Raw genomic sequence first — 22,717 nt, 5'->3', positions numbered from 1 at the left:
CGTTTTGCTGGAGTTAAGCAGCCATCGGCATTCCAGCGAGTTGCTCATAGTAACGAGCTTCCGCCTCGGCCGGTGGGATGTTGCCGATAGGTTCAAGCAGACGTCGGTGATTGAACCAGTCCACCCAACTAAGTGTCGCCAGTTCGACGGCTTGCACATTGCGCCACGGGCCGCGGCGATGAATGACTTCTGCCTTGTAGAGGCCGTTAATCGTTTCGGCGAGTGCGTTATCGTATGAATCGCCTACGCTTCCAACTGACGGTTCAATCCCTGCTTCAGCTAGCCGGTCCGTGTACCGAATAGAAACGTATTGCGACCCGCGGTCCGAATGATGTACCAAACGGTTACCTTCGGCTGGTCGGCGCTCATGTAGGGCCTGCTCCAGCGCATCCAGTACGAAATCGGTGCGCGCTGAACTTGACACTCTCCAACCCACGATGCGTCGCGCGAACACGTCAACGATGAAGGCAACATACGCGAAGCCTTGCCAGGTCGCGACAAGGGTAAAGTCGGACACCCACAGTGCGTTGGGCTTTGACGCCTTGAACTGACGCTGAACATGATCAAGCGGACAAGGTGCGTTTTTATCGCTGACGGTGGTTCGCATCGACTTACCCCGCCGTACACCCTGCAGACCTAGCCGCCTCATCAACCGTTCAACGGTGCAACGCGCAATTCTGAAACCTTCGCGCAGCAACTGTCGCCAGATCTTACGCGCACCGTACACTCGAAAGTTCTCTTCCCAAACGCGACGGATATGCTGACACAACAAAGCATCACGCTGCTGCCGCGCTGGTAGCCGACGAGGATCGGCGCGGCGGGAGGCGTACAGGTAGTAAGTCGACGGGGCGATCGGCAATACTCTGCAGATCGGCTCGACCCCGTAGACCGATCGGTGATCGTCGATGAAAGCGATCATCACTTCGGTCGGCGGTCGAGCTCCGCCTGTGCGAAATACGCCGAGGCCTTGCGCAGGATCTCGTTCGCCTGGCGCAGTTCCCGGACCTCTCGTTCAAGCTCGCGAATTCGATCTTGCTCTTGCTTCGAGGGGCCTGCTCGCACACCACGATCACTCTCAGCCTGACGGACCCAATTTCTAAGAGTCTCGCGCGAACAGCCCATCTTCGCGGCGATCGACTGGATCGCTTCCCACTGCGTAGCGTATTCCGAACGGTGCTCGAACACCATGCGAACCGCGCGCTCGCGAACCTCGGTCGGATACTTCGGCGCAGTCTTGCGTTTTGCTTTGTCGATGCTTTCCATTTCCTCATTCTCTCAGGAGTTGAGGTCTCCGGAAAACCCGGTGCGCTTCAGCTTTGACGCAAAGCCGACGATTGAGCGGTAGACAGGAGCGAGACAGTCATTGCCGTGTTCTCTCCGGTGGAGCGCGAATTGGTACGGTGCGCGTCAGAATGTCGATGACGAGCATCGGCGCGCCGCAGTGTCGACAGATGAAGGTTGGTTGATCAACGACGGCCGCTTCGTGCGGTGATGAGCTGAGTTTGGGCGCAAGGCCGAGCAGCGTGCGAATCTTTGCCAGGTTCACGCGGCGCACCGGGTTGGCGAGCAGTCCATAGTGGCGAATTCGATGGAAGCCGGTAGGCAACACATGGAGCAGGAAGCGGCGCATGAATTCGCCGGGCTCGAGCGTCATGACCTTGTGGCGGGTGCGACCGTTCTCGCGGTAGTCCTTCCAACGGAAGCTCACGCCACGCTCGTCGAAGGCGAGCAAGCGCTGGTTGGAGATGGCGACGCGATGTGTATAGCGTGACAGGTACGCGAGCACCGCTTCAGGGCCCGCGAACGGACGCTTGGCATACACGAACCATTCCGAGGCGCGCAGCGGCGCGAGCCACTGCGCGAAAGCCGCTCGGTCAGCGAGCTGCGCGTACTCACCAAAGAACTGAAGGCGTCCACGGTGATGGGCGTCGGCGAGCGCTTCGAGGAAGCGTCTGCGAAACAGGCGCGAAAGCACGCGCACGGGCAAGAAGAAGCCCGGCCGACAGGCTATCCAGCGTTCCCCGTTGGCTGACAGGCCGCCGCCCGGGACAATGCCGTGCACATGCGGATGATGCGTGAGCGCTGAGCCCCATGTGTGCAGCACGAGCGTGGCGCCAATGTCGGCGCCTAGGTGTTTGGGGTCCGCCGCGATGGTGCGTAGCGTCTCGGCCGCGATGTCGAATAGCAACCCGTAGATGACGCGCTTGTTATACCAGGCGATAGCACTGATCGGTGCGGGAAGCGTAAAGACGACGTGATAGTACTCGACCGGCAGCAGATCAGCCTCGCGCGCTTCGAGCCAGCGGCGCGCGGCACTAGCCTGACACTTCGGGCAATGGCGATTACGACATGAGTTATAGGCGATCTCGGTTCGTGCACAGCCCGAACACCGCAACACATGTCCACCCAGCGCCGCGCTGCGGCACTGTTCGATGGCCGACATCACCTTCAGCTGCCCGAGGCTCAGTGCTACCGTGCGTCGCCACGTGGCCCCGCAGGCGCGGAAGATATCCGCGACCTCTAACATCGGGTCTGACCGCGCGCGTGTTACTCGGTACGCAGGCGCTCCAGCGGGCTGACGACTTTTTGCAGCAAATCGGTGGCGACCTGGGCGTAAAGCGCTGTCGTTTCAAGCTTCTTATGGCCAAGCAGCACCTGAATCACACGGATATCTACCTGCTGTTCGAGCAGGTGCGTGGCAAAACTGTGGCGCAGCGTATGCATCGATACGCGTTTATCGATTTGTGCGGCTTCGGCTGCAGCGCGAATCGCGCGATTCAGCTGCCGTGGAGTCAGCGGGTCAACAGGATCCAGTCCCGGAAATAACCAGCCGCCATCGGGCATCTTGCCTTGAGCGCGCGCCACGCGCCACCAGACCCGCAAGCGCTCGAGCAGCACCGGCGAGAGCATCGCATAGCGATCCTTACGGCCCTTGCCCTGTTCGACGCGCAGCGTCATGCGCTGGCTATCGATGTCGCTCACCTTGAGCGCGACCACTTCGCCGGCCCGCAACCCGGTGCCGTAGGCCAGCGACAACGCCGTCTGATGCTTTAAATTACCGGTTGCCGCGATCAGTCGCCGGACCTCGTCGGGGCTAAGGATAACCGGCAGTATGCGCGGCACACGCACTGGCTGCATTCGAGCCATCAATTCCGGCTTCTGAAGCGTGATCTCGAAGAAAAACTTCAACCCAGTGATCGCGGCATTGAGGGAAGCGGGCGACGTTCCGCGATCGACCAAATACAACTGGTAGTTTCGCAGGTCTTCGACAGTCGCCGTATCGGGCGAGCGCTTAAGGTATCGAGCAAATTCACGCACAATGCGCAGATAGCCTGTTTGAGTTGCGGGAGAAAGCTGGCGCATGCGCATGTCGTCCGTCATGCGCTGACGCAGCGGGCTGACGCCCGGTTGAGTGGAGGTCATGATGCGGCTCCGTTGAGGAACGAGGCGGATTGCCCCGACCATCAACATACGGAATCGCGCCGAAGCCCTCTCAAGGCCCGCCTAGTCGGGCCGTAGCCCCCTACCGCGCGAGCGGTTTCGTTCTACGACCCATAGGCGACGCTCGCACTTCCGTCGTCCCAACGTCGGCTATCGGAAGGTGAGCCGCCCCTCGCATCGTCGCATTAAGTCGCCCCCATCGCCTTGCTCTCGCACGCGATTCGTCAACTCCAGGATCTCGAGGAAAAAAGAGTGATGCGTTGCAAGTGCGAAACCTCGGTGGAGCTGACCGTCCCTCACTACAGCCCACAGCTACTCACCCGGCTAGCCGATGTCACGATACGTTGAGGGCGCGGCGAACAGCTAAAAAGCGGTCGATCTCATTAATTCCATGCTTAATAGCTGACCGCTGAGCCTCGTGCCGGCTGTCAAACCGGCCCAATAGGCCGCTGGCCACTTGATCACCGCTTGGTAGGCGCACAATCACCATGGCGGCAAATGAGGTTCCGTCCGGCACTGCCAATCCGGTCACCAAGAATCCTTTGAACCCCAACTCGATTGCATCTTTCATCAGGGTCGCCTGTCTGGCGTATCCGTGAATGAAACGGCGTGACACCCCATAGGTGGCGGGCCGGACGTCACGCGGCTCCGCCGTCCGGTGGGAGGAAGGGAAGCGTCTATAAATCCGTCCTGACGAGGTAGGCCGTTTCGGCCAGCCCCATGTAAATTAAGGAAGTTGCAAGCCGGCAGACGTTTGATTGAAGACCCGATTCCAAACGAATCAAAAATCGTCGCTCACCGACTCGCTGGCATTCCTCCAATGTCATCCCGAACCGACACGCTGCCGATAAGAAATCAGCGGCCGTCGCCCCAGGTTGGGTCACTGCATCGATCTGGAAGTTCATCGCGGTGCCGGGCTCAGCTTCGGTCCACGCTTGTTCGCGTGCCATGCAAGCCGTGTGAGCAGTTCCCATGCCTTTAACTCGACCAGGGTCTCGGCCCTCTCATCTGTGTGAAACGCGCCCAACGCCAGCGGCTGAAGCCGAGCGTCGCCGTGACGGCGTAGAGACGATGCGCGCCTCATCGGCGGACACAACGAAGTCGCATTGCATCTGGCACCCCGGATCGGTTTCAAACCGCACGAGAGGGCGAGGCTTTCCCACCATCTTGTGAAGCTTCATCAGCGCCTGAAGACTGCGCAAATGCCCGCCGTAGCCAGCACGTAACGCTCGAAGCAGCGCAGGCGTTGCGATCGTCTCGGGCGCGGCGGCTAGCACGCGCTCAACGACATACGTTTCGGACGCACCAAAGCTTGGCCGGGGGGCTCGCTGCTTATAGCGCGGCACCTCTTCTGCCGACGAATACCGCGTCTCCGTGTTGCGCGAAAACGCCCAGGCGACGCGCGATCTCGCGTTCGGATACGGCCCTGAGCTTTGAGCACATGGACTTGCATCCACGGTTCCTTCCGAAGCATCGCCGGCCTTTTGTGCGCAAAAGCCCGACTGTTTTGAGGGGGACTCAGTTTTACGTCGCGAGGGCTGGCCCGTGCTCCTGACGCCCTTTTCCTTGGCAATTTCCCGTCCGTTGACTAAGCTTGGGATTGCGCCCTGGTCGGCGCTGTTCGTTGATCCCCACTTATGGGCCCGCCCCGCTAGGCGGGCTTTTCTTTGCCTAGTCCCTCGGTTCTGACTTTGCTGTCTCTCTCAATGAGGCGGAGCGTAGTGAGTCAGTCCGTCCGTAGGCCCCCTGTCGCGAGGGGACCTGTTGGCAAGGTGGGGCAACTCGTAGAGTTGTCCGGCTTGTCGATGGGACGCGGGATAACCGGTTCGACAACACGGCGACGCAGTTGGCCGGGAGTCTTTCACGCAACAAACCGCAAAGAATAGGTCGATCGCAGGTCAGCCGCGTGGCGAAGTGTTAGGCTGGACAAAAGGTAAGCGACGTGGGTATCCGCGCGCATGTCCGATCCGGCCACCCCGATATGCAACCGAGACCCGCCACCGGTCATTGCTCGAGTTGAGTAGCCGATCTGCCGACGCCCGTCGCCAGCGTACGCCTACCCTCAAACGACATGTTTCGTCAGCAAGAGCTCGCCGCTACAGCTCCGGGTTTACCAAGTCGCCGCTAACAATTTCGTCGCCGCGCCGGTGCGCCGCAGCCGTCGCTTCGGCTTTGCTTGGGAACGGGCCGATTTGCTCGACGCCGTCAAACGGGTAAAGCAATTTCCCGTCCGTCATCCTCACTACTTTCAGCGTGCCATAGTACCCGCTCGCAGTGGTGCCGCGATACGACGCGTATATCCGAAAATCATCTTCCGTCGCGCCAGGCGCCGGCGGAACTCTTTTTGTTGGGAACAAAGCAAGTTTCGGGCGCTTGCCCGTGACATGTGCCATATGGCCCCGACTTGTTTCACTTAGTGATGGCCACCTTTTAGACGCAAGAACGGTGCCGCGCAACATCGACCCTGTTCGAACATCCAATTCTGAACGATCGCCTGCCAACGTTGGTTCACATTTCGCGTGCGACCGCCTGTTGTGCCGAACGTGTGTCCAACCGCATATGCCGACGTGCTACGCCAGCTGCACCAGGTCGTCGGTGGTGAAGTCAGCCCGCCAGGCACCCCTCTGGGCAGCCGTTGCACGGCTGCCCACCGTCCGCTTTGCGTCGTATCGGGCACCGTGGCTGCGCCGCAGTGGATATTCGGCCACATGCGCGGCGCTCGGGCGACATGGCTCCGCCTCATCTTGGCACCCCATCCGCCATGCGTGCCATTAAATCATTCGACGCTAACGGTTACTGCCGGTCAACCGCTTTCGAAAGCGATTAACCGGGCCTCCTTCGAGGGACGAAGCGACGCAATGTGGCATATGATCTGCGAGGGTCCGCAAAGGTTCTGCGACCGCCAGATTCGCCGTCGAGGAGCGTGCCTAGGCGAGAACAAAACGCGAGCAGTTGTCGCGAGTAGCGACGTCAACAAGCAGCGCACGCGGCGGTGCTCGGTATCATCTGAGGGCCGTGCAGAGAGGATGCACGCGACGCCGTACTAAGAACATTTTGAGTACGCTTCAACGCTACGGGACTGTCATTGAAACAGCTGGGCTCTGCGAATTTGGTCGAGCACAGTGAGCGCCTTTGTCGCTGCGCCATCAGTTCTAGCCCTCGAGCGGTAATTACTTTCTGGCGGCCTCCCGACGGCGCTACGACGGCAAGAACCGACGGGCTCCTAATCGGGCCTCGCCAACTTCCGGCGTTCAGCCGCCTTGGGAGTCTGGGCGCCGCAGTCCTGACATCCGCAACGCGGCGCAATGAACTTCGGGTTTCGGAGACGGCGGACGCGCCTTGACCACGCGAAGCGTCCCCCGACTCCATATTCTGAGTGGTCGCCTCTCGGCCGGCCCCTGTCTGAGGCAAGATTGTCAACGGGAGGGTGAGGTCAAACCGACCGACCACATGAGCACACTCCTTCAACTTTCGCTGCGGTTTGCTGAAACCGAAATTGCCTGCCCTGTAGTAGGACAAGCCAAGACGGATGACCCGACGGCCCTAAGCGTCGCTACTATGCGGTTCGCTGAAGGTAACGATCCTCTCGTGTATCGCAATGCAATGCCGGACCAGGTTCGGCCTCGATAGAAGGTAGCGCTTCAACGGCGTATCAATGTCGTAGTAATAGATGTTTGCGACGCAGCCGTAGATCGCGGCATCGACCGTGGCCGGCTCTGGCCCGAAGACAAAGCCGCTGTGGCCCATCAGATCGGCTACGACGCGCAGGTCGGCGATGCCGCGCTCGTACACCTGATCCGGCTCATAGCGGCCGATGCCCTGATAGTGGTATCGCAGCCGGTTGTACTCGCTCGCGGCTTCGAGTGCACTCGCAGCGACTTCTGGGTGCGCCGCCATGAAGGCAGAGCAAAAAGCCGGGCGAAAACGCTCGTCGCGCCACCGAGAGAAGCTCATCGGCCAGTACAGGTCGTCCAGTGTGCGTCGCACGAAGAAGTCGAGATTCGCTTGACCTGGTGAAAGCGCTCTGTCGATGCCTAGATCGTCTTTGCGCTTGAGATAGTCGATGATCGCATCGCTATCGCCGATGGATTCCTCGCCGTCGACCAGATACGGCAACTGCCCTCGCGGCGCCGCTTTCGTATCGAGAATGTGCTTGTGCTCGAAGTCGAGGCCGCACAAGCGCATGAACGCATAGACCTTCAGGCCGAACGGATTGTTGTCGGCGACGCCGAACAGGTCTGGGTAGGAATAGAGCGTCGGCATGGAACTCCCCCGTGATGAAAACATGGAGCGACCAGCGCCGACGAGTTTGTAGCCGGGCGCAGTGAGCGATCATGACACATGAGCCAATCAGATTGCGGCCCTTCGAACGCAAAGTTTGAATGGACGTGATGGGCGCCGGCAGTGGACAACCGCGGGATGGAAAAGATGCGACGATGCGAGAGATCATTACGGCGTGGCCGTCGATATGGACGGCGTTTCGCAAACGCACCGCTTCGACGAGAGCGTTGGAATGACCGCAACCTTCCCAATCGGACGTCTGATGCTCTAAAAGCGACCGCTCGTTTCTAGCGCCCATGCAACCGGAGGCGCAGGTTCGCAACGCCCGGCGCAGTACTGGGAACACACTTGCAGCAATCCGGGAGTGCTGGCCGCGGGCGCGGTCGTGAACCAGCTTCTCATCGGACGCTGCACGCCTTCGCCAGCCAAAGCGTCGTAGGGGTAAGCGGCATACTTCAAGTCCACTGCCAGCTTTTCCACTGCGCATCTCAAAAGAGCGGACCGCTCGCTTGACGGGTGCAATCGACACAGAGCCTTCATAACCCGATTGCGCTCAGTCGCTAGCCGCGCCGAAAGCAAGAGCGTCTGCTGGAAGACGAAGTAGAGCGGCGCTCGCGAGTCCTCTGGGAGCCGAGTGAGAAGCGGGAGAAGAGGCGGACTGACCCCGGTCCAGTTCGCTGCGCCGACCATCACGCAGGCTAGGCGTGCCCACTCGCTTTTCGAAAGACCGAGCACTGTGTCCTCCGCGCTTCCCGACGCCAGTTCGATGACCTGTTCAAGACCCTTCGCTCCCTTGGCTCGATTCGCTTTTACGCACATCACCATAAGGTTGCCGGGTGCATAGGCTCCATCATTGTTGATCCTATCGACCGACCAGTCGCTTTCGACCAAAGCAGCATGTGTCATGGCGATCAAGGTGATCGGACGCATCGCGCAGTCGATCTTTTTTAGGTAGGCAGGAGTTACTTCCTCGTCGAGAATTCGGCGGCGTCGAAAGGCGTTCAGCCGAAGTTGCAACCATTTGGACACGAAGCGATCGGGGACATGCTGCGGAACGCGAAAATGCAGGCGGCCCGCGCGGTACCCAGCCAGTACACTCGGCTCGCTCGATGCGCAGTCCAAGACACGACCGAAGCGGGCGAAATCCCAACCGATGTCAAATCCGGTTTGCGCAACGTTGACAGCTTGCATCGCGCTGGCCCTCGCAACTTGTCCCGTCCCTAAATTAGCGATCTGAGGGAGACCGCCTGACACCAGATCATGCGGAGCAATGCAAGTGCCATCGTGCGTAGCCGACTGCCCAAAGTGCAGCGGACAGTGGTCTTTATATGAGGCTAACGGCCGTTGGAGCGTCAACTTCGGGCATCGCTGACTGTCAAACTGGCCGGGCTAAGACGGTCCCACCCGCAGTTCGCTCGCCGCAAAACGGTCATTGAACGAGCGCAGATGGCTCCTCGTCCATCCGAATTGGACGAGAATCTCGACCGTCGCTTCATGGCCGATTGCTGGATGTCGCAAACAGCCGTTGTTAGGCGGTCCACCTCGCAACCCTGGATTCGTCTGACTGACCGCTTCGGAGACGGCCGTGTGACCGGAGTGGGTCGGAAGTGTAATTCGCGGTGAAAGCTTAGGCGGCCGTGAGATTCCCGCTGCAACGCGGTTCTCGTTTTGTGGGATGCAACTACTAGTCTTCGCGCTTGCCGCCCTGGCAAACTTCACCAAGCTCAGCGATTTGCATGAGCGGTGTCCGACGCGACGGTAGATCACTAGTTACTCGAAAAGTCCGCGTGGGTGAGTCGGACGGTTTGCGTCGGATGCGGCAGCAGCTTACGCCGTGCGACCGCTTCAACGCGCGCAAACCCGTTCCCGAATACGCTCACCATACGAGCATCGTCCGCATCGCGTGGTAACCAGAAGAACACCTCTAAGCATCTGTAGTACGCGCGTCGGCGTCCGTACTCTTGGCGCTCCCGCCACTCGCAGCGCTTGCGCCAGTCATAAGTCGACGCGGATCCCGCTAGATCTGGGCCCGAGTGTCCCGTTTAAGCCGGCGCTTCCCGCTGCCGCAAACCCGCACTGCCGCCGTGCGTTAAAGCGGCTCAATTAGTCAGTCGGGTGAAAGTGATGTTTCGAAAGATCAAGGTTTCATCGGGTTTGCTCGCTGTATTGGTGGTGTTCTGCGTGTTCCAGCTCGCGACCGAAGGGCTCGGGTTCTGATCGCTCTCGCGCACGCACGACGATGTCGGCAACCTGTCCAACATCGCGCTGAAGCAGGTCAACGCGGTCAACAAGACCACGCAGCACTTGATGGACGCGCGCATCAACCTGTCGCGCGCAGGAACGGGCATGGTGCGCGGCGGCGCCGAGCCGGTCGAGATCGTGCAGCATGCGCGTGAAGAGATCGCACTCGCCGACAAGTCGTTCTCCGCGTTCCTCGACGCGCCGAAGACCGGCAACGAGAACGTCGAGCGCATGACCGCGCTGAAGGCGAAGTACGCCGAATACGCGAAGGCGCTGTCGGAACTCGTGCAATATCTCGATTCCAATAACCTGCAGGCGTTTCTGGACCAGCCGACGCAAGGCTTCCAGGACCGCTATCTGGCCGAGCAGCAGAAGTTCGTCGATTTCGGCAATGCGTCGAGCAATGCGTATCTGGAATCGATCGATACGCGCTACGGATTGTTCCGCGCAGTGGGTTTCGCAATCGCCCTGGCGCTCATCGCGGGCGTCGCGCTCGTGCACGTCGCGCTGCGCCGTGGCGTGATCGCGCCGCTCGAGGAAGCGGGCCGTCACTTCGAACGCATCGCGCAGGGACGTCTGGACGAGCGCATCGCGGATCGCGGAACGAACGAAATCGGCCGTCTGTTCGCGGGCCTTGCGGCAATGCAGGCGAGCGTCGCGAGCACGGTGAAGACCGTGCGCGAAACGTCGGAGTCGATCAACTTCGGCGCGGATGAAATCGCAAGCGGAAACGCCGATTTGTCCGCGCGCACCGAAAACCAGGCTGCATCGCTGGAAGAAACCGCATCGAGCATGGAAGAGCTGACGGCGACCGTGCGACAGAACGCCGATCACGCCCGCGAAGCCAACACGCTCGCCGGCGATGCGCTCGAAGCCACGTCGCGCGGCTCCAGCGTCGTCGATGACGTGGTCAAGAAGATGCGCGGGATCGCGCAAAGCTCGGACAAGATCGCCGAGATCATTTCGGTGATCGACGGCATCGCGTTCCAGACCAACATTCTCGCGCTCAACGCGGCCGTCGAAGCCGCGCGGGCGGGCGAACAGGGGCGCGGCTTTGCCGTGGTCGCGGGGGAAGTGCGCGGGCTTGCGCAACGCTCGGCGCAATCGGCGAAGGAAATCAAGGAACTAATCGGGGAATCGGTCGCGCAGGTCAGCGACGGCTCGGTGCTCGTCGAACGGGCCGGCGCAGCCATGCGCGATGTTTCGTCGTCGATTTCGCGCTTGGCCGCACTGAAGTTTGCAATTCGTGGCTATCTGCAGTTGTAAAGGGAAAGTCGCCATTGGCCCTTTTTCCCAGGTAATGAACGAAATGACAGCGGCCAATTTTTACCTCTCGTTTCCAGCGCGCACCGCCTCTAACTACTGGCCTGTCGGCGCCAAGCAGTTCGAGCGCACGCTGTAACAGGGCCGCCTGCGCTGTGCCGTCCAAAGACGATTTCTCCGACGCTCGCTATAACCGAAGCCCGGTCGATCGAACGAAATCACCCGGTGGTCCTCAGCGAGCATGCCCGTCACGCCGCTAGCCTCGAAATCCTGCAGCAGCACGGTATTGCCATGCTGAAGCACTACGCATGGAGCCCTCCCCGTATCGGTGTAGCGGAGCCGAACGCCATCAACATCGGTGAATCGGCCATCGGTGGGTCCTCGCGCTGGGCTCGTTCCGCCTTATAGCGGTTCCAGATAGCATTCGCGATTGCGGTAGTTGCCGCCACTGCCAGAGCGGCTACTGCGGGGGGGCGGAGTTTTACGTTTGGGAAAAAGATTGGACATCAAAATTCTCGATGACTGTCGGTTGTTGGAACGCCAATGCCGCAAGTTGGACGATGGTTAGAGCAGCGGAGCACGTCGCTCTTGAACAAGCGCAAAACATTGGAGAGGCGGGGAAGACCGTCGTGCGTAGCGAGCAGGCGCATCTTCTAACGCATATCGTTAGGAAACCGAAGCACACTGTGTTTTCAGTGGTAGAGTGTTGAGGTTGATAGGGCATCGGCGATACCCCGGGGGGCGAAGCGGATGGAGCGAATGCCTTATCCGCGGCTTCTGGTGCCCGGAAGTTCTAGAGTGCCGCTACGCCAAGCGTCCGGCGTATATTCAGAGATTTGGCGCTAAGGGGCATGCTATCTCGCTTAATCGGCTTCGCCTGTTTTCGGTGATAATAGACACGGCGTCTGCTGATAAGCGGCGCGCAGACTTTTTCATCACCGAAACGGCTGATCAACGCACCGAAATCCGCAGTCTGGCAGGAGGCGCTGATGAAGCCGGAGCGGGAGCGCATCTCTTACGCTATTCGCCGCATCAATGCGACGGTGGACCGTTTTCTGTTCGCAACGACCATCGAGGAAAAGAGGCAGGCAATCAAGTGGGCGCGGGCATGGGGGCGCTGGGCCGGCTTGATTGCGTTGCAGCAATGCAGTGAACATGAACGGCGGCGCCGGTAGTCCGAGTTGTCGCCGGCTAGTCTTGCCAATCGTCACCGGCATGAGTTCCAAAACGGTGCGAGAAAATCCCATCCGCCCAAAAGAGGCTTTTTTGAAAAAACGGAGTGGGTAACGGTCTTCAGCGGACCCGCGACTTGAATGCGGAGAAGTCGAGCTTGCCTGCGATGTAAAGCAGGACGGTTCGCATGGTTCCGAAGCGAGCGTATCGGCACCGCACCACTGTTGCAACGTCCCGGAAACGACATTGATTTTCTTGCGCTCGAGGATTTCGGGAAGCGGCATAAGGATTGCGAAGGAATTTAGCCACCGCCGATGCCGCCCGCCGATCGATCGCCAAGTGTTCGCAAATTTTTCGGAGAATGAGACGTCACGAAGTGGACGCCCGCCCGTCAGTCGCGCTGAGGGTAACGCGCGTTGCTTTAGGCCTCGCCTTATTGGTCAGGGGTCGTTCTTCGCCGTCGGAGGCGCGAAGCTCGCGTCGTTGCACGGCAGCCTGTATTTCCTAGTTGCGGGTATCTTGATCGTACTTTCCCCCGTGCAACTTATGCCGATGAAATCGTCCGCAATACTCCTTCACGGCTTCGTATTCATCGGCACGCTGGTCTAGGCTCTGATCGAAGTGGGCCTTACTTTCTGGCCGCTCGTGTCGCGCTTCTATGCTGCCCGTCGGCTTGATGGTGCTGACACTGCTCACGTGGCCAGCGATGCGACGGCTTGCTTCGGGCCAAGCTGCGAGCAAGGTTGCTTACGGTCTCCCGCCGCTCATCGCATTGTGCATGGGTGCGACGTTCGTGCAGATATTCCGACCGCAATCCGACGGTCGCATCCAACGGAATGCCGAAACCGCTGCGGCCGATTGCGCCGGCTAAGGCCTAGAAGGACTGGAACAATTACGGCAACACGCCGGGCGGAAGCCGCTTCGTCGCCCTGAACCGGATCACCCGCGACAACGTGAACGACCTCCACGTTGCGTGGACTTTTCACACCGGTGATACGCCTCTAAGCCCGACTGGCAACGGCGCTGAAGACCAGGATACACCGCTGCAGATCGGCGAACTGCGAGGCAAGCTCGAACAGGGTCTTGTAGCCTGTCGCCGAGATCCTCGATGGGACAGATGCACCAGGTGCTCGGCGTCCAGACCGAGTCCTTGGCTTTGAAGTTATGGCTGCCGTTTTCGTTGCTCACATAGCTCGCGCCGACGTCGCAATACCGCAATACCGAGCATCGTCACGCTGCTTTGCGCACGGCGCGCGGAGTGAGCGCGGATGCAGAGGGTCGTATAACCGCGGAGCTGGCATGCAGTCGGTATTGGAGCCTGACCGGCCAATTCACGTCATTCGCATGAGATCGGTCGCTGCCGTTTAAACGGCGCGTATGCTCCAGTAAGCCAGTAAGAGACTTTGCGACCGCCGTTTGATGAGCGTTCGGAAAGGCTCGCGGAAGGGGCGGCTAAGGCTGCGGGGCACGCCTGACTACGGGCCAATGCCTTGCAGCTTCGATCGGTTCCATTGCTACAAGAGACGCTTCGAACTGCACTTTCCTACACGCAACAACCGTTGAATATGGCATAGTTCCCGGAACGGCAGGAGGCGGCCGCGAATATATTTCCTCGTCTGGACGCGAAGCGGCTTGGAGGAACCTAGAACCGATCGAGACGCATTGCCCGTCCGATTGTCAGGTGTATGAATGGATTGATGAGCCTACAACGCCGACTGTTCTACAAGGGCAGTGTCACGGAACTTCTAAGATGCAAGATAAATCAAGGGAAGAAGCGGTTCGCGAGCGCGCTTACCGGCTGTGGGAAGCAGATGGGTGTCGGGAAGGCAGCTCCGACTACTATTGGTATCTAGCCATTGAGCTTCTTGAGGAGGAGGCGCAACTTTCCAGAGAGATGTCGCAATCGTTGCTAGCGTGGGCTAACACGAGGCAGCATTCACCAACTATTGGGCACAATGGCGCGCCCCACGACTCTGCATGTAGGGACGCACCGGGCGAAGGTGCTCTCAGCCCGAAGAACAAGGAAGGCAGCACGAAGGCAGCGCAAAGATCTAAGGCCAAGGCCGCTAGCCTAAAAGGCGACTCGGGTCAGTGCAGGAAGAAGGAACGCAGTTACGTCACGCGCTAGCCAACGCTTCGGTTGGGGATTGTATTGGCCGACTCGATCGCTAAGCGCGTGACCGCTATGATCGCGATCTCTAAGGGCGCTATCTCGGCGCGAAACACTGGCGCGTCGGCGCTGTGCGTCGTCTCCGCCAGAGAAAGTTGCTCCTGCGCAAGGAGCAGCTTCTCTTCCAGGCGTCGAACCGCTGACCACAGCGCATTCTCGGCACCTGAGCGTTGCTCCGCCTCGAGCGCCATCGCAGAAAATGCGTGGCCTGTATGGCACCGATACCTGAGTGGGTAACCCTCTCCAATGCGCCAGATGACGCCGCCACAGTCCGGGCAGGTCATACTCGTTCGGTGTCCAAGTCGTTCCAGCTCGGCTGGTGTCGAATGGCCGGTGGCGGCAATTTTTAGTTCAAGCGTGGCGCGTTCCCTTTCGTTCATATCAAAGCCCTTGGACGAGGAGTCTGTCAACGCCTTGACGATGGCCGGGCCTATGTCCTCGATCGGAGCGACCACGTCCGGTGGAACAGCTTTTAGGGCAGCTTGGGGCATATCAGGTGCGACGCACGTCGACGGGTCCTGAATAATGGTGTAGCCGCCGCAGGCGTGAATAGCCTTTAGTCCCGCAGCGCCGTCATCGAGCTTTCCGGTGAGGACAACGCCTATAGCACGGTCACCAAAATTGACGGCTGCGGAGCGAAAGAGGGGATCAGCCGCCGGACGCGCAAAGTTTTCTTTAGGCGCAGTCGAAAGAACAATTCTTTCATCGGCCAGCAGCATGTGCCTGTCAGGCGGGGCAATGTACACCGTCCCTACAGCGATGGCTTCGCCGTCCGAGGCATGAACCACCGGCAGCCGGCTATCTGCGGCAAGAATCTGGGGAAGCCGACTGGGCCAGGCGCCGATATGCATGACGACAAAGATACTCGCCGGAAAATCAGCTGGCAACCCAGAGACGATTGTTCTAAGCACGTCAAGCCCGCCCATCGACGCTGCGATCACGACAATACAACGGCCACTTAATGTTTTGCTCACGTTTGGTCCTCCGTGCTACAAAGCAGCAAACCGTGAGCCTATCGAGAGCAGCGCATCACGATCTTGTCGCGCATCCGGCCCGAGTTCCGGATTCGAGGACATTGGCCTACGAAACGCCATCCAAATGGTCTCAGCAAACTATTGCACGGTCCGGCTGAATCCGCCATCCCTTGCCGACGTCCGAGGCCATAGAACGACCGGTTGTTCATAATGGAACCGCTGTCCTCGATGACGGGGTAATATCAGATGTTACCCAGCCATCGGTGAGTAGACCATGCCCAGCAAATACGCATTGAGCATCAGCGTGACGGAGCATCTCTCCGCATTCATCAGATCGGAAGTTGCTACCGGTCGCTATAGCTCGGCCAGCGAAGTCGTCCGCGCGGGGCTACGGCTATTGGAGGAGCAGGCGTCGAACTACGCATCGTCGGGTAGCAAGAAAACTGCGCGATCGAAGCGAGCCGCACCGGCGCAGGGCAAGGCACGCGCTGCGTTGGAGAAAGCATGACATCAGCGGCCAATTTTCCGATCGTGGGCGTGGGCGCCTCTGCTGGCGGGGTTGAGGCACTGGAAGGCTTCTTTCGCGGCATGCCTGAAGCGCCCGGATTGGCGTGTGTGATCATCACCCATTTGAGCCCCGATCGCGAGAGCATGCTTCCGGAGATCGTGGCGCGCTTCACGGCCATGCCGGTGCGCGTGATTACCGATAACACGGTGATTGAAGTCGACACTGTTTATCTGTTGCCGACTGACGCCGTGGTAGGCGTGGAGCATCGCAGGCTGCACGTACATGCGCAGGATGCACGTCGGCGGGAGCGCAGGCCCATCGATCTATTTTTTAGCGCACTGGCGACCGCCGTCGGCGAATTGTCCGCCGGCGTGGTGCTCTCCGGCGGCGACTCGGACGGGACACTGGGTATCAAGGCCATCAAGGAGCGCGGCGGGCTCACTCTCGCGCAGGTGGCCGACGGGTTCGGTCCTCATCACCCCAACATGCCCGAGAGCGCAATTTCCAGCGGTCTGGTTGATTTCGCCATACCCGCGGAGGAGATGGGCGCCAAATTGGCTCGTTTTGCGGCGGGTAGATTCTTGCTCGACAAGCTGTCCGGAGCTTCCGATGCGCAGATCGCGAGTGCCGCTTTTGACGAAGCTCGCAATGCGATCTACACAATCCTGCGTCACCAGGTCGGCCATGATTTCAGCGGCTACAAGGTAAGAACCTTCCTGCGCCGTGTGCAGCGGCGCATGCAAGTCCTGGAGGTGGAGACGCCGGAAGCGTATGTCGCACGACTGTCCAACGACGCGCAAGAGGTCACGGCACTATTTCGCGACCTGCTCATCAATGTCACCAGCTTCTTTCGCGATGCTCAGGCGTTCGAAGCGCTCTCGGATGTTGTCTTACCGAAACTGTTCGAAGCGCGCGGTGTCAACGACACCATCCGCGTTTGGGTGCCCGGTTGTGCGACCGGCGAGGAAGTGTATTCCATCGCCATGCTCATGCGCGAGCACATGGACCGGTCCGACCAGGCGCCGCGTGTGCAAATCTTTGCCACCGATATCGACGACGCGGCGCTCGGCGTGGCGCGCTCGGCACGTTATCCGCTGCCGTTGCTGGATGGCGTGTCGGACGAGCGGCGCCAGCGATTTTTCATCCCCGACGGCAGCAGTTATGTTCTCGCAAAAGAAGTCCGCGATCTCTGCATCTTTTCGCCGCACAGCGTGATTCGTGACCCGCCGTTCTCACGGATCGACCTTGTCTCGTGCCGCAATCTGCTGATTTACTTCGGCGCAGAGATTCAAAACCAGGTCATTCCGACTTTCCACTACGCACTTCGCCCCGATGGCTACCTGTTTCTCGGTACGTCGGAAGGCGTCAGCCAGTTCGACGAGTTGTTTGTACCGATCGAAAAGAAGCACCGGATCTTTCGCCGCCGCGCTGACGTGTCGCCGCAGCTTCGCGTGCCGTTGTCGGTGTCGTCGCTCAAGATCGGTCACATCGCCGGGCTTGCACCCGGCCGCCCTGCGCTGACCGGTGCGTCGCTGCGCCTCGTGGTCGATAACCACATGCTGGAGCGGTTCACGCCACCTCATGTGCTCGCTTCGCGCGATGGCGATGTGCTGTACTACTCCGCACGCACGGGCAAGTACCTGGAGGCCGCAGCCGGTGCGCCGACGCGCCAGCTATTCACCATGGCGCGCAAGGGACTGGGGCTCGATCTGCGTTCGGTGTTCCGCGAGGCCGTCGAGTCGGGTCGACAGGTCATACGCGAAGGCGTGGTGATCGAGAGCGAGGACGGCCGCGTACAGGAGATCAGCCTGACCGTCGAGCCGCTGACCGACCAGACCAACGGCGAGCGGATGTACCTCGTGGTCTTCAACGATCAGGGGCCCGTGCTTTCACGGGAAGAGGCGCTCATGCGCGCCCAGGCCACGCACGAGCGGACCGCCGTGCAGGTCGAGAAGGAGTTGCGCGACACCCGTGAACGCCTGCAGTCGATGATCGAAGAGTATGAGACTGCGCTCGAGGAGCTCAAGTCATCGAACGAGGAACTGGTGTCGGTCAACGAGGAAATGCAGTCGTCCAACGAAGAGCTGGAGGCATCGAAGGAAGAACTCGTGTCGCTCAACGAAGAGTTGCACACGGTCAACCTCGAACTGAGTCGCAAGATCGAGGCGCTCGATCGCTCGAACAGCGACTTGCAGAACCTGTTCGAGAGCACGTCGGTCGCCACCGTATTCCTCGACCGTAATCTCGTGATCCGTTCGTTCACGCCAGCGATGGACCGTATTTTCCACATTCGCACGATCGACCGTGGACGTCCGATTACGGAGCTTGTTACCCGGCTGGAGCTGCCCGGACTGGAAGCTGATATCGAGGCGGTGCTCAATACCGACGAGCCGCGGGAGCGCCATGTGTGCAGCAGGGACAGGCTCACGCATTTCCTGATGCGCCTTGCGCCCTATCGAAACAGCGAACGAAAATCCGACGGCGTCGTGATTGTCTTCGTCGACGTAACGGGCATGGTGCATGCGGAAGAGCGGCAGAACTTGTTGATTGCCGAGCTGCAGCACCGCACTCGCAACCTGCTCACAGTGATCCAGTCGATCGCACAGCAGACGCTCAAGCAAGACGTCGCACTAGAAACCTTCAACAGCCGCCTGGCAGCGCTCGGTCGTCTGCAAGGTCTCATCGGTGAAGCGGACGGCAACCTCATCAACCTCGGGGACATCGTGAAGCTCGAGTTCGATGCACTCGGCGTCGCAGGCAGCGACCGCATTGTCCTGGGTGGGCCAGTGGTGCCACTTGGCTTTCGCAACGTGCAAACCATCGCGCTGGTTTTACACGAACTGACCACAAACGCGGTCAAGTATGGTGCCTTGAAGGAGAAAGCGGCTCGGCTCGAGGTGCGCTGGAAGGTCGAGCCCGAAGGGCACGATGCCGCGTCTCTCGTCATCGACTGGATTGAAAGCGGTGTTTCGGTTCCACCAGACAGCTCGAAGACCGGTTTCGGGCGGCAGTTGATTGAGAAAGCACTGCGATTCACGCTGCGCGCGCGCACGAATCTCGCTTTCGCTCCGGATGGCGTGTTTTGTCATATCGAAATACCGTTACCGTCGGCGAACTCGCATGATGCATAGAGGGCGGACATGAATGAACAGGCGAGGATACTGGACGGTCGAAGAATCATGGTAGTCGAGGACGACTATCTGGTGGCGCTCGGGCTTTTAACCGTATTGGAGGAAGCCGGAGCTCACGTCGTCGGGCCGTTTGCCAGCGCGCAGGAAGCGGTCGCGCTGCTCGAGCAGGGCTGCGAAATAATCGACGCGGCGGTCCTGGACGTTGATCTGAACGGCGCGAAATCGTATCCGGTGGCTGAGGCGCTCGCGTCGCGGGACATCCGTTTCATTTTTGCGACCGGCTACGGGGTCGATGCCCTGGCTGAAGGCTATCGACACTATCCGCGTTGCCAGAAACCATTCGATCACAACGCAATTTTGAAAGCACTGAAAGGTTGATGCACACCCGACCTATGCGAACCGCGCGGACCGATCCGATCGCTTCCTTCAATCGTTGTCAGCGTGGGTGGCGTTCGCTTGCTGCGCAGTGTCGGGCACCATGGGTAGCCTACACATAAAAACGCTGCCGTGGCCGCGGCCGGCGCTTTCTGCAACGACGTCGCCACCGTGCATTTGGACGAGCCGTTTTGTCAGTGTTAGTCCGATACCGAGCCCGCCAGGACCACGCGTGGCAGCTTGCTCGCCCTGCGAAAACATATCGAAGATCGACGTCAGTCTCCCAAGCGGTATGCCGATACCATTGTCGGATATTCTGAATACCGCGAAGTTGTCTTCAACCGTCAGGCTGATGCCAATGCAGCCACCAATTGGCGCGAATTTCGTGGCATTCCCGAGTAAATTTCCAAGAACCTGAGTCAGCCGGGTGGCGTCGGCGACTATGTTGACAGGGTGTCGCGGAACGTCAATGGCAAGTTCCTGATTCGCGGCTTCTATCTGAGGTCGAATCAGTTCAACCCCTCGGTCAACAATGTCTCGAAGATTCGTCCGAGACATCTTTAATTCGATCTTCCCCGCGGTTACACGCGACCCGTCGATCAGGTCGTCGACCAGCCGAGTCATATGAGCCACCTGTCTTTCAATCATGGCTCGCATGGGTTCGGCGTCCGTTCCCGGGCTGCTTCGACGCATGACCTCCAAAGCGTTGCTAACCGGTGCCAGTGGGCTTCGCAGCTCATGGGCAACGGTAGCAAGAAATTCTGCTTGGCGTTGCAAACTGCGATTCAGTTCATCGATCCGCGACTTGTGCTCTTGAGCCAACTTATGCTCGGTAACATCCTGGAAGCAATTGATCGCTCCGACGATGGTGCCGGCTTCGTCACGCAGCGGATCGATGTTCACCAGCACCCACAGTCGTCGACCGTTCGGCTGTTCTATCTGAAACTCGAGGTTACGAAAGGAAGCCCCGGAACGTAGGGCTTCAACCATGGGGGCGCGATCTTGCGGAAGAAGCATCCCGTCCGGCAGATGAAGCTTATAAGCGCCGCAGAAAAGCATATTGGCATCGGCTGGTCCCAGCGACCTGCCCCATAGCTCTGCCGCTTTTCGGTTGTATCGAACAATCACACCGTCGAGATCACAGACATAGACCGCGACGGGAAGCGCCTCAATCAGATCCTCGTCCAGAACGGGAAGAGGCTTGGTTTTCGACGAAATATTGGCGACCGTTGCCATTTTCATATCCAGAAGCGGAGAGGACTGAGCCGCATTGTTCAACGTCGGAAAGGACCCCATTCTAGCTTTTTCCCACCGACGGTTGCCAGCAACGCGGACCGCAGGGGTGCCCTCGCTATGGCCAACGTGCAACAGGCGATGCATGTCCCTACGGGGCGCAATCGAACATCGCTTCATGGCCGAACTCAGACTGTAACTGAACCCGGTAAGTGCTTCGCGCTTGATCGGTCCGCGTGGGGGATAAAGACGAACCATCGAGCGACCTGTGCCAGCGCTTCCGTAAGGTCTGCTTGTGCGCGGGCCCGCAAGCCCGGAATCTTCGGCTTCAGTTACACTCCCGTGTCGCCACCGACCGTAGGCCTCGGGCCGAGAGCATCGGTTTTTTGCGGAACAGGAAGACCATGAGCAACCTGTTATTTGTGGACGACTACCAAGACCCTGCCGACTCGCTCTCGGAAATAGTTTGTGCATTGGGACATCAATGCTCCGTCGCATACGACGGTGCGTCGGCCCTTTTGTTAGCTTCCTGCCAACCGTTTGACGTGATTTTCTTGGACGTCACCTTGCCGGACATGGATGATTGCACGGTATGCATGAAGATGCGAAAGGGTCAGAGCGCAAATGCGAAGATCTTCGCATTCACTGGCCGCAGCGATATTGCGGAATCGGAATTCGAATGCTTCGACGGAGTTGTCCCGAAGCCTGTAAGCGTCGACGACCTTGAGCACATCCTAGTTTGATATGGAGCTCGCGAAGGCAAGATTCCTCCAGGAGCCGCGGTTGCTTTCGTCCGTTTAACCCCTGGAATACGAACATGTTTTCGCATCGAGCATCTCGTTGGTCCGCACGCACAGTTAAGAAACGTTCATCTGCTTTACGGGTATTGGTCGTTGACGATTACGAACCCGGTGCAACTGCGCTAGCGGCGGCCTTACTTCCCAGTGACTTTGACGTACGTTGTGTTTTCAGCGCGGCAGCCGCGCTTGAACTCACCGAGAACTGGATACCAGACGTCGCCATACACTTGACATCAACATGCCGAACATGGACGGGTTCCAATTAGCGCTTCGGCTTCGTAGAAGTTCGGCCACCAACGATATCGTATTAATCGCCTTCACAGCATTCGATGAGCTCGCCGTTCGTGGCAATGCTGCTGCGCCAAATTTTGATGGTTATTGCCAGAAGGCGGGCGCACCGATGCTGCTCTTCCTTTTAATCGAACAGAGGCTTGGTTAAATTCTTGTCGGTGCTGCAGACGTCAAGTAAACGTCCAATCGACCGGGCCCGCGATGCCGGCGCAGGCAATCCCGCCGAACGCGCGATCTAGATGTTGAGCAAGGTACGACCGCCCGAGCCGCACGTCGCCGACGACATGACCACCACTGCGCCCTGATTCTAGCCTCCACAATGCAGACCGGTTTGGTTGACCAATCTGCTCAGTTGTGTAAAACGGCTCGAAGACCCGTGCTACCAGCCCAGGGGGCGTGCGATACCGGTATCGCTCACGATCAAAGTGAAGTATTCCTACTTTGGAACGTCGTATGCCAGCTTAATACTTATCATAATGATAAGAAAGAAGACCGTGTCTAGTGTGACGAGTAAGCCCGTTTCTCGTCTTGTTGAGTCACTCGTCCTACGCGCTGAGGTAGGCCGCTCAGCCCCGCTTCTGTTGAAGGCTCTGATTGCATTGGATGCATTACGTCGAGGAAAGGCCACGACCACCTTGCTGACTTCGTTGGCGCAACAGCTTCATATTGCTGAAGCACTTTGTGTTGCCGGATACGGAAGTTCGCAAGTCGAATCGAATCCCGGTGCTTATGCGGCTGTCGTCCGCGTCTATTCTAAAGCGGACCTCAACTGCGGCGTCGAAGCAGCCGACGCTGAATACGAGGCGCTTCGTGATGCGTTGGTGATACCACGTTCA

17 protein-coding genes, 3 pseudogenes and 1 other annotated feature are annotated in these 22,717 nt (G+C 59.3%); of the genes and pseudogenes, 9 read left to right on the top strand and 11 right to left on the bottom strand.

The genetic code is table 11. The features are described from left to right. Positions 1-13: 13 nt before the first annotated feature. From LDZ21_RS28625 to LDZ21_RS28580, 9 genes and pseudogenes are all read right to left on the bottom strand, one after another. A protein-coding gene (locus LDZ21_RS28625) for an IS3 family transposase (protein ID WP_425306854.1) occupies positions 14-1,263 on the bottom strand; the annotation gives its coding sequence in 2 pieces (ribosomal slippage) (positions 14-951 and positions 951-1,263; 1,251 coding nt in all). Further along, positions 845-961 (bottom strand) — a sequence feature (AL1L pseudoknot). It overlaps the preceding gene by 117 nt. Positions 1,264-1,360: 97 nt before the next feature. Then, positions 1,361-2,527, bottom strand: coding sequence for an IS91 family transposase (locus tag LDZ21_RS28620; protein ID WP_244797868.1), 1,167 nt, complete (start codon positions 2,525-2,527; stop codon positions 1,361-1,363). A 20-nt stretch (positions 2,528-2,547) separates the two neighbouring features. After that, positions 2,548-3,423, bottom strand: coding sequence for a tyrosine-type recombinase/integrase (locus LDZ21_RS28615; protein ID WP_035971050.1), 876 nt, complete (start codon positions 3,421-3,423; stop codon positions 2,548-2,550). 352 nt (positions 3,424-3,775) lie between these two features. Continuing rightward, positions 3,776-4,012, bottom strand: coding sequence for a hypothetical protein (locus tag LDZ21_RS28605; protein ID WP_244797867.1), 237 nt, complete (start codon positions 4,010-4,012; stop codon positions 3,776-3,778). Positions 4,013-4,118: 106 nt separating this feature from the next. After that, positions 4,119-4,391, bottom strand: a complete 273-nt coding sequence (locus tag LDZ21_RS28600) for a hypothetical protein (RefSeq protein WP_244797866.1) — start codon at positions 4,389-4,391, stop codon at positions 4,119-4,121. A gap of 35 nt (positions 4,392-4,426) precedes the next feature. After that, a pseudogene (locus LDZ21_RS28595) lies at positions 4,427-4,915 on the bottom strand (IS21 family transposase); the annotation flags it as partial. A 622-nt stretch (positions 4,916-5,537) separates the two neighbouring features. Beyond that, positions 5,538-5,834, bottom strand: a complete 297-nt coding sequence (locus LDZ21_RS28590; protein WP_244797865.1) for a DUF6723 family protein — start codon at positions 5,832-5,834, stop codon at positions 5,538-5,540. Positions 5,835-6,984: 1,150 nt separating this feature from the next. Continuing rightward, positions 6,985-7,704, bottom strand: a complete 720-nt coding sequence (locus LDZ21_RS28585; RefSeq protein ID WP_244797864.1) for a glutathione S-transferase C-terminal domain-containing protein — start codon at positions 7,702-7,704, stop codon at positions 6,985-6,987. Between the two features lie 285 nt (positions 7,705-7,989). Next, positions 7,990-8,913 (bottom strand): hypothetical protein, encoded by a 924-nt coding sequence (locus LDZ21_RS28580; protein ID WP_244797863.1) that lies wholly within the window; start codon positions 8,911-8,913, stop codon positions 7,990-7,992. A gap of 933 nt (positions 8,914-9,846) precedes the next feature. Between LDZ21_RS28580 and LDZ21_RS31245 the strand changes: the two are divergent. From LDZ21_RS31245 to LDZ21_RS31240, 4 genes and pseudogenes are all read left to right on the top strand, one after another. Then, positions 9,847-11,196, top strand: a pseudogene (locus LDZ21_RS31245) (methyl-accepting chemotaxis protein); the annotation flags it as partial. Positions 11,197-12,215: 1,019 nt separating this feature from the next. Beyond that, the gene (locus tag LDZ21_RS28565; protein ID WP_244797862.1) at positions 12,216-12,401 is read left to right on the top strand and encodes a hypothetical protein; all 186 of its coding nucleotides are present in this window, start codon (positions 12,216-12,218) and stop codon (positions 12,399-12,401) included. Between the two features lie 359 nt (positions 12,402-12,760). Continuing rightward, positions 12,761-13,454: pseudogene (locus LDZ21_RS31475) on the top strand (membrane-bound PQQ-dependent dehydrogenase, glucose/quinate/shikimate family); the annotation flags it as partial. Positions 13,455-14,149: 695 nt separating this feature from the next. Next, positions 14,150-14,527 (top strand): DUF2934 domain-containing protein, encoded by a 378-nt coding sequence (locus tag LDZ21_RS31240; protein WP_280519456.1) that lies wholly within the window; start codon positions 14,150-14,152, stop codon positions 14,525-14,527. Here LDZ21_RS31240 and LDZ21_RS28560 read toward each other — a convergent pair. Beyond that, positions 14,524-15,543, bottom strand: a complete 1,020-nt coding sequence (locus LDZ21_RS28560; protein WP_244797861.1) for a chemotaxis protein CheB — start codon at positions 15,541-15,543, stop codon at positions 14,524-14,526. The genes LDZ21_RS31240 and LDZ21_RS28560 overlap by 4 nt on opposite strands. A gap of 274 nt (positions 15,544-15,817) precedes the next feature. On the opposite strand from LDZ21_RS28560, the gene LDZ21_RS28555 reads away from it, so the two are divergent. From LDZ21_RS28555 to LDZ21_RS28545, 3 genes are read left to right on the top strand one after another with little or no spacing between them, the layout of a single operon-like run. Next, complete coding sequence (locus LDZ21_RS28555) at positions 15,818-16,051, top strand: type II toxin-antitoxin system ParD family antitoxin (protein ID WP_244797860.1); 234 nt, start codon at positions 15,818-15,820, stop codon at positions 16,049-16,051. Beyond that, entirely contained in the window at positions 16,048-19,182 is a 3,135-nt protein-coding gene (locus tag LDZ21_RS28550) for a CheR family methyltransferase (RefSeq protein WP_244797859.1), read from the top strand. The genes LDZ21_RS28555 and LDZ21_RS28550 overlap by 4 nt, the downstream gene beginning before the upstream one ends. A gap of 9 nt (positions 19,183-19,191) precedes the next feature. Beyond that, entirely contained in the window at positions 19,192-19,560 is a 369-nt protein-coding gene (locus LDZ21_RS28545) for a response regulator (RefSeq protein ID WP_244797858.1), read from the top strand. 48 nt (positions 19,561-19,608) lie between these two features. Here the strand turns inward: LDZ21_RS28545 and LDZ21_RS28540 are convergent, their stop codons facing one another. Continuing rightward, positions 19,609-20,793 (bottom strand): sensor histidine kinase, encoded by a 1,185-nt coding sequence (locus LDZ21_RS28540; RefSeq protein ID WP_244797857.1) that lies wholly within the window; start codon positions 20,791-20,793, stop codon positions 19,609-19,611. 401 nt (positions 20,794-21,194) lie between these two features. Here LDZ21_RS28540 and LDZ21_RS28535 point away from each other — a divergent pair, with 401 nt between their 5' ends. Further along, complete coding sequence (locus LDZ21_RS28535) at positions 21,195-21,533, top strand: response regulator transcription factor (RefSeq protein WP_244797856.1); 339 nt, start codon at positions 21,195-21,197, stop codon at positions 21,531-21,533. Between the two features lie 259 nt (positions 21,534-21,792). Beyond that, complete coding sequence (locus LDZ21_RS28530) at positions 21,793-22,029, top strand: response regulator (RefSeq protein ID WP_309775666.1); 237 nt, start codon at positions 21,793-21,795, stop codon at positions 22,027-22,029. Positions 22,030-22,717: the final 688 nt, after the last annotated feature.

The organism is Caballeronia grimmiae (assembly GCF_022879615.1).
GTDB classification, from domain to species: Bacteria; Pseudomonadota; Gammaproteobacteria; order Burkholderiales; family Burkholderiaceae; genus Caballeronia; species Caballeronia grimmiae.
The sequence above is the reverse complement of the archived record's forward strand: the minus strand, read 5'-3'. Positions and strand labels throughout refer to the sequence as shown.

What these genes read in the sequence shown, in the direction of transcription:
- LDZ21_RS28620 (WP_244797868.1), bottom strand. Translation starts at nt 2,527, where the DNA reads ATGTTAGAGGTCGCGGATATCTTCCGCGCCTGCGGGGCCACGTGGCGA.
- LDZ21_RS28615 (WP_035971050.1), bottom strand. Translation starts at nt 3,423, where the DNA reads ATGACCTCCACTCAACCGGGCGTCAGCCCGCTGCGTCAGCGCATGACG.
- LDZ21_RS28605 (WP_244797867.1), bottom strand. Translation starts at nt 4,012, where the DNA reads ATGAAAGATGCAATCGAGTTGGGGTTCAAAGGATTCTTGGTGACCGGA.
- LDZ21_RS28600 (WP_244797866.1), bottom strand. Translation starts at nt 4,391, where the DNA reads ATGGCACGCGAACAAGCGTGGACCGAAGCTGAGCCCGGCACCGCGATG.
- LDZ21_RS28590 (WP_244797865.1), bottom strand. Translation starts at nt 5,834, where the DNA reads ATGGCACATGTCACGGGCAAGCGCCCGAAACTTGCTTTGTTCCCAACA.
- LDZ21_RS28585 (WP_244797864.1), bottom strand. Translation starts at nt 7,704, where the DNA reads ATGCCGACGCTCTATTCCTACCCAGACCTGTTCGGCGTCGCCGACAAC.
- LDZ21_RS28580 (WP_244797863.1), bottom strand. Translation starts at nt 8,913, where the DNA reads ATGCAAGCTGTCAACGTTGCGCAAACCGGATTTGACATCGGTTGGGAT.
- LDZ21_RS28565 (WP_244797862.1), top strand. Translation starts at nt 12,216, where the DNA reads ATGAAGCCGGAGCGGGAGCGCATCTCTTACGCTATTCGCCGCATCAAT.
- LDZ21_RS31240 (WP_280519456.1), top strand. Translation starts at nt 14,150, where the DNA reads ATGCAAGATAAATCAAGGGAAGAAGCGGTTCGCGAGCGCGCTTACCGG.
- LDZ21_RS28555 (WP_244797860.1), top strand. Translation starts at nt 15,818, where the DNA reads ATGCCCAGCAAATACGCATTGAGCATCAGCGTGACGGAGCATCTCTCC.
- LDZ21_RS28550 (WP_244797859.1), top strand. Translation starts at nt 16,048, where the DNA reads ATGACATCAGCGGCCAATTTTCCGATCGTGGGCGTGGGCGCCTCTGCT.
- LDZ21_RS28545 (WP_244797858.1), top strand. Translation starts at nt 19,192, where the DNA reads ATGAATGAACAGGCGAGGATACTGGACGGTCGAAGAATCATGGTAGTC.
- LDZ21_RS28540 (WP_244797857.1), bottom strand. Translation starts at nt 20,793, where the DNA reads ATGGCAACGGTCGCCAATATTTCGTCGAAAACCAAGCCTCTTCCCGTT.
- LDZ21_RS28535 (WP_244797856.1), top strand. Translation starts at nt 21,195, where the DNA reads ATGAGCAACCTGTTATTTGTGGACGACTACCAAGACCCTGCCGACTCG.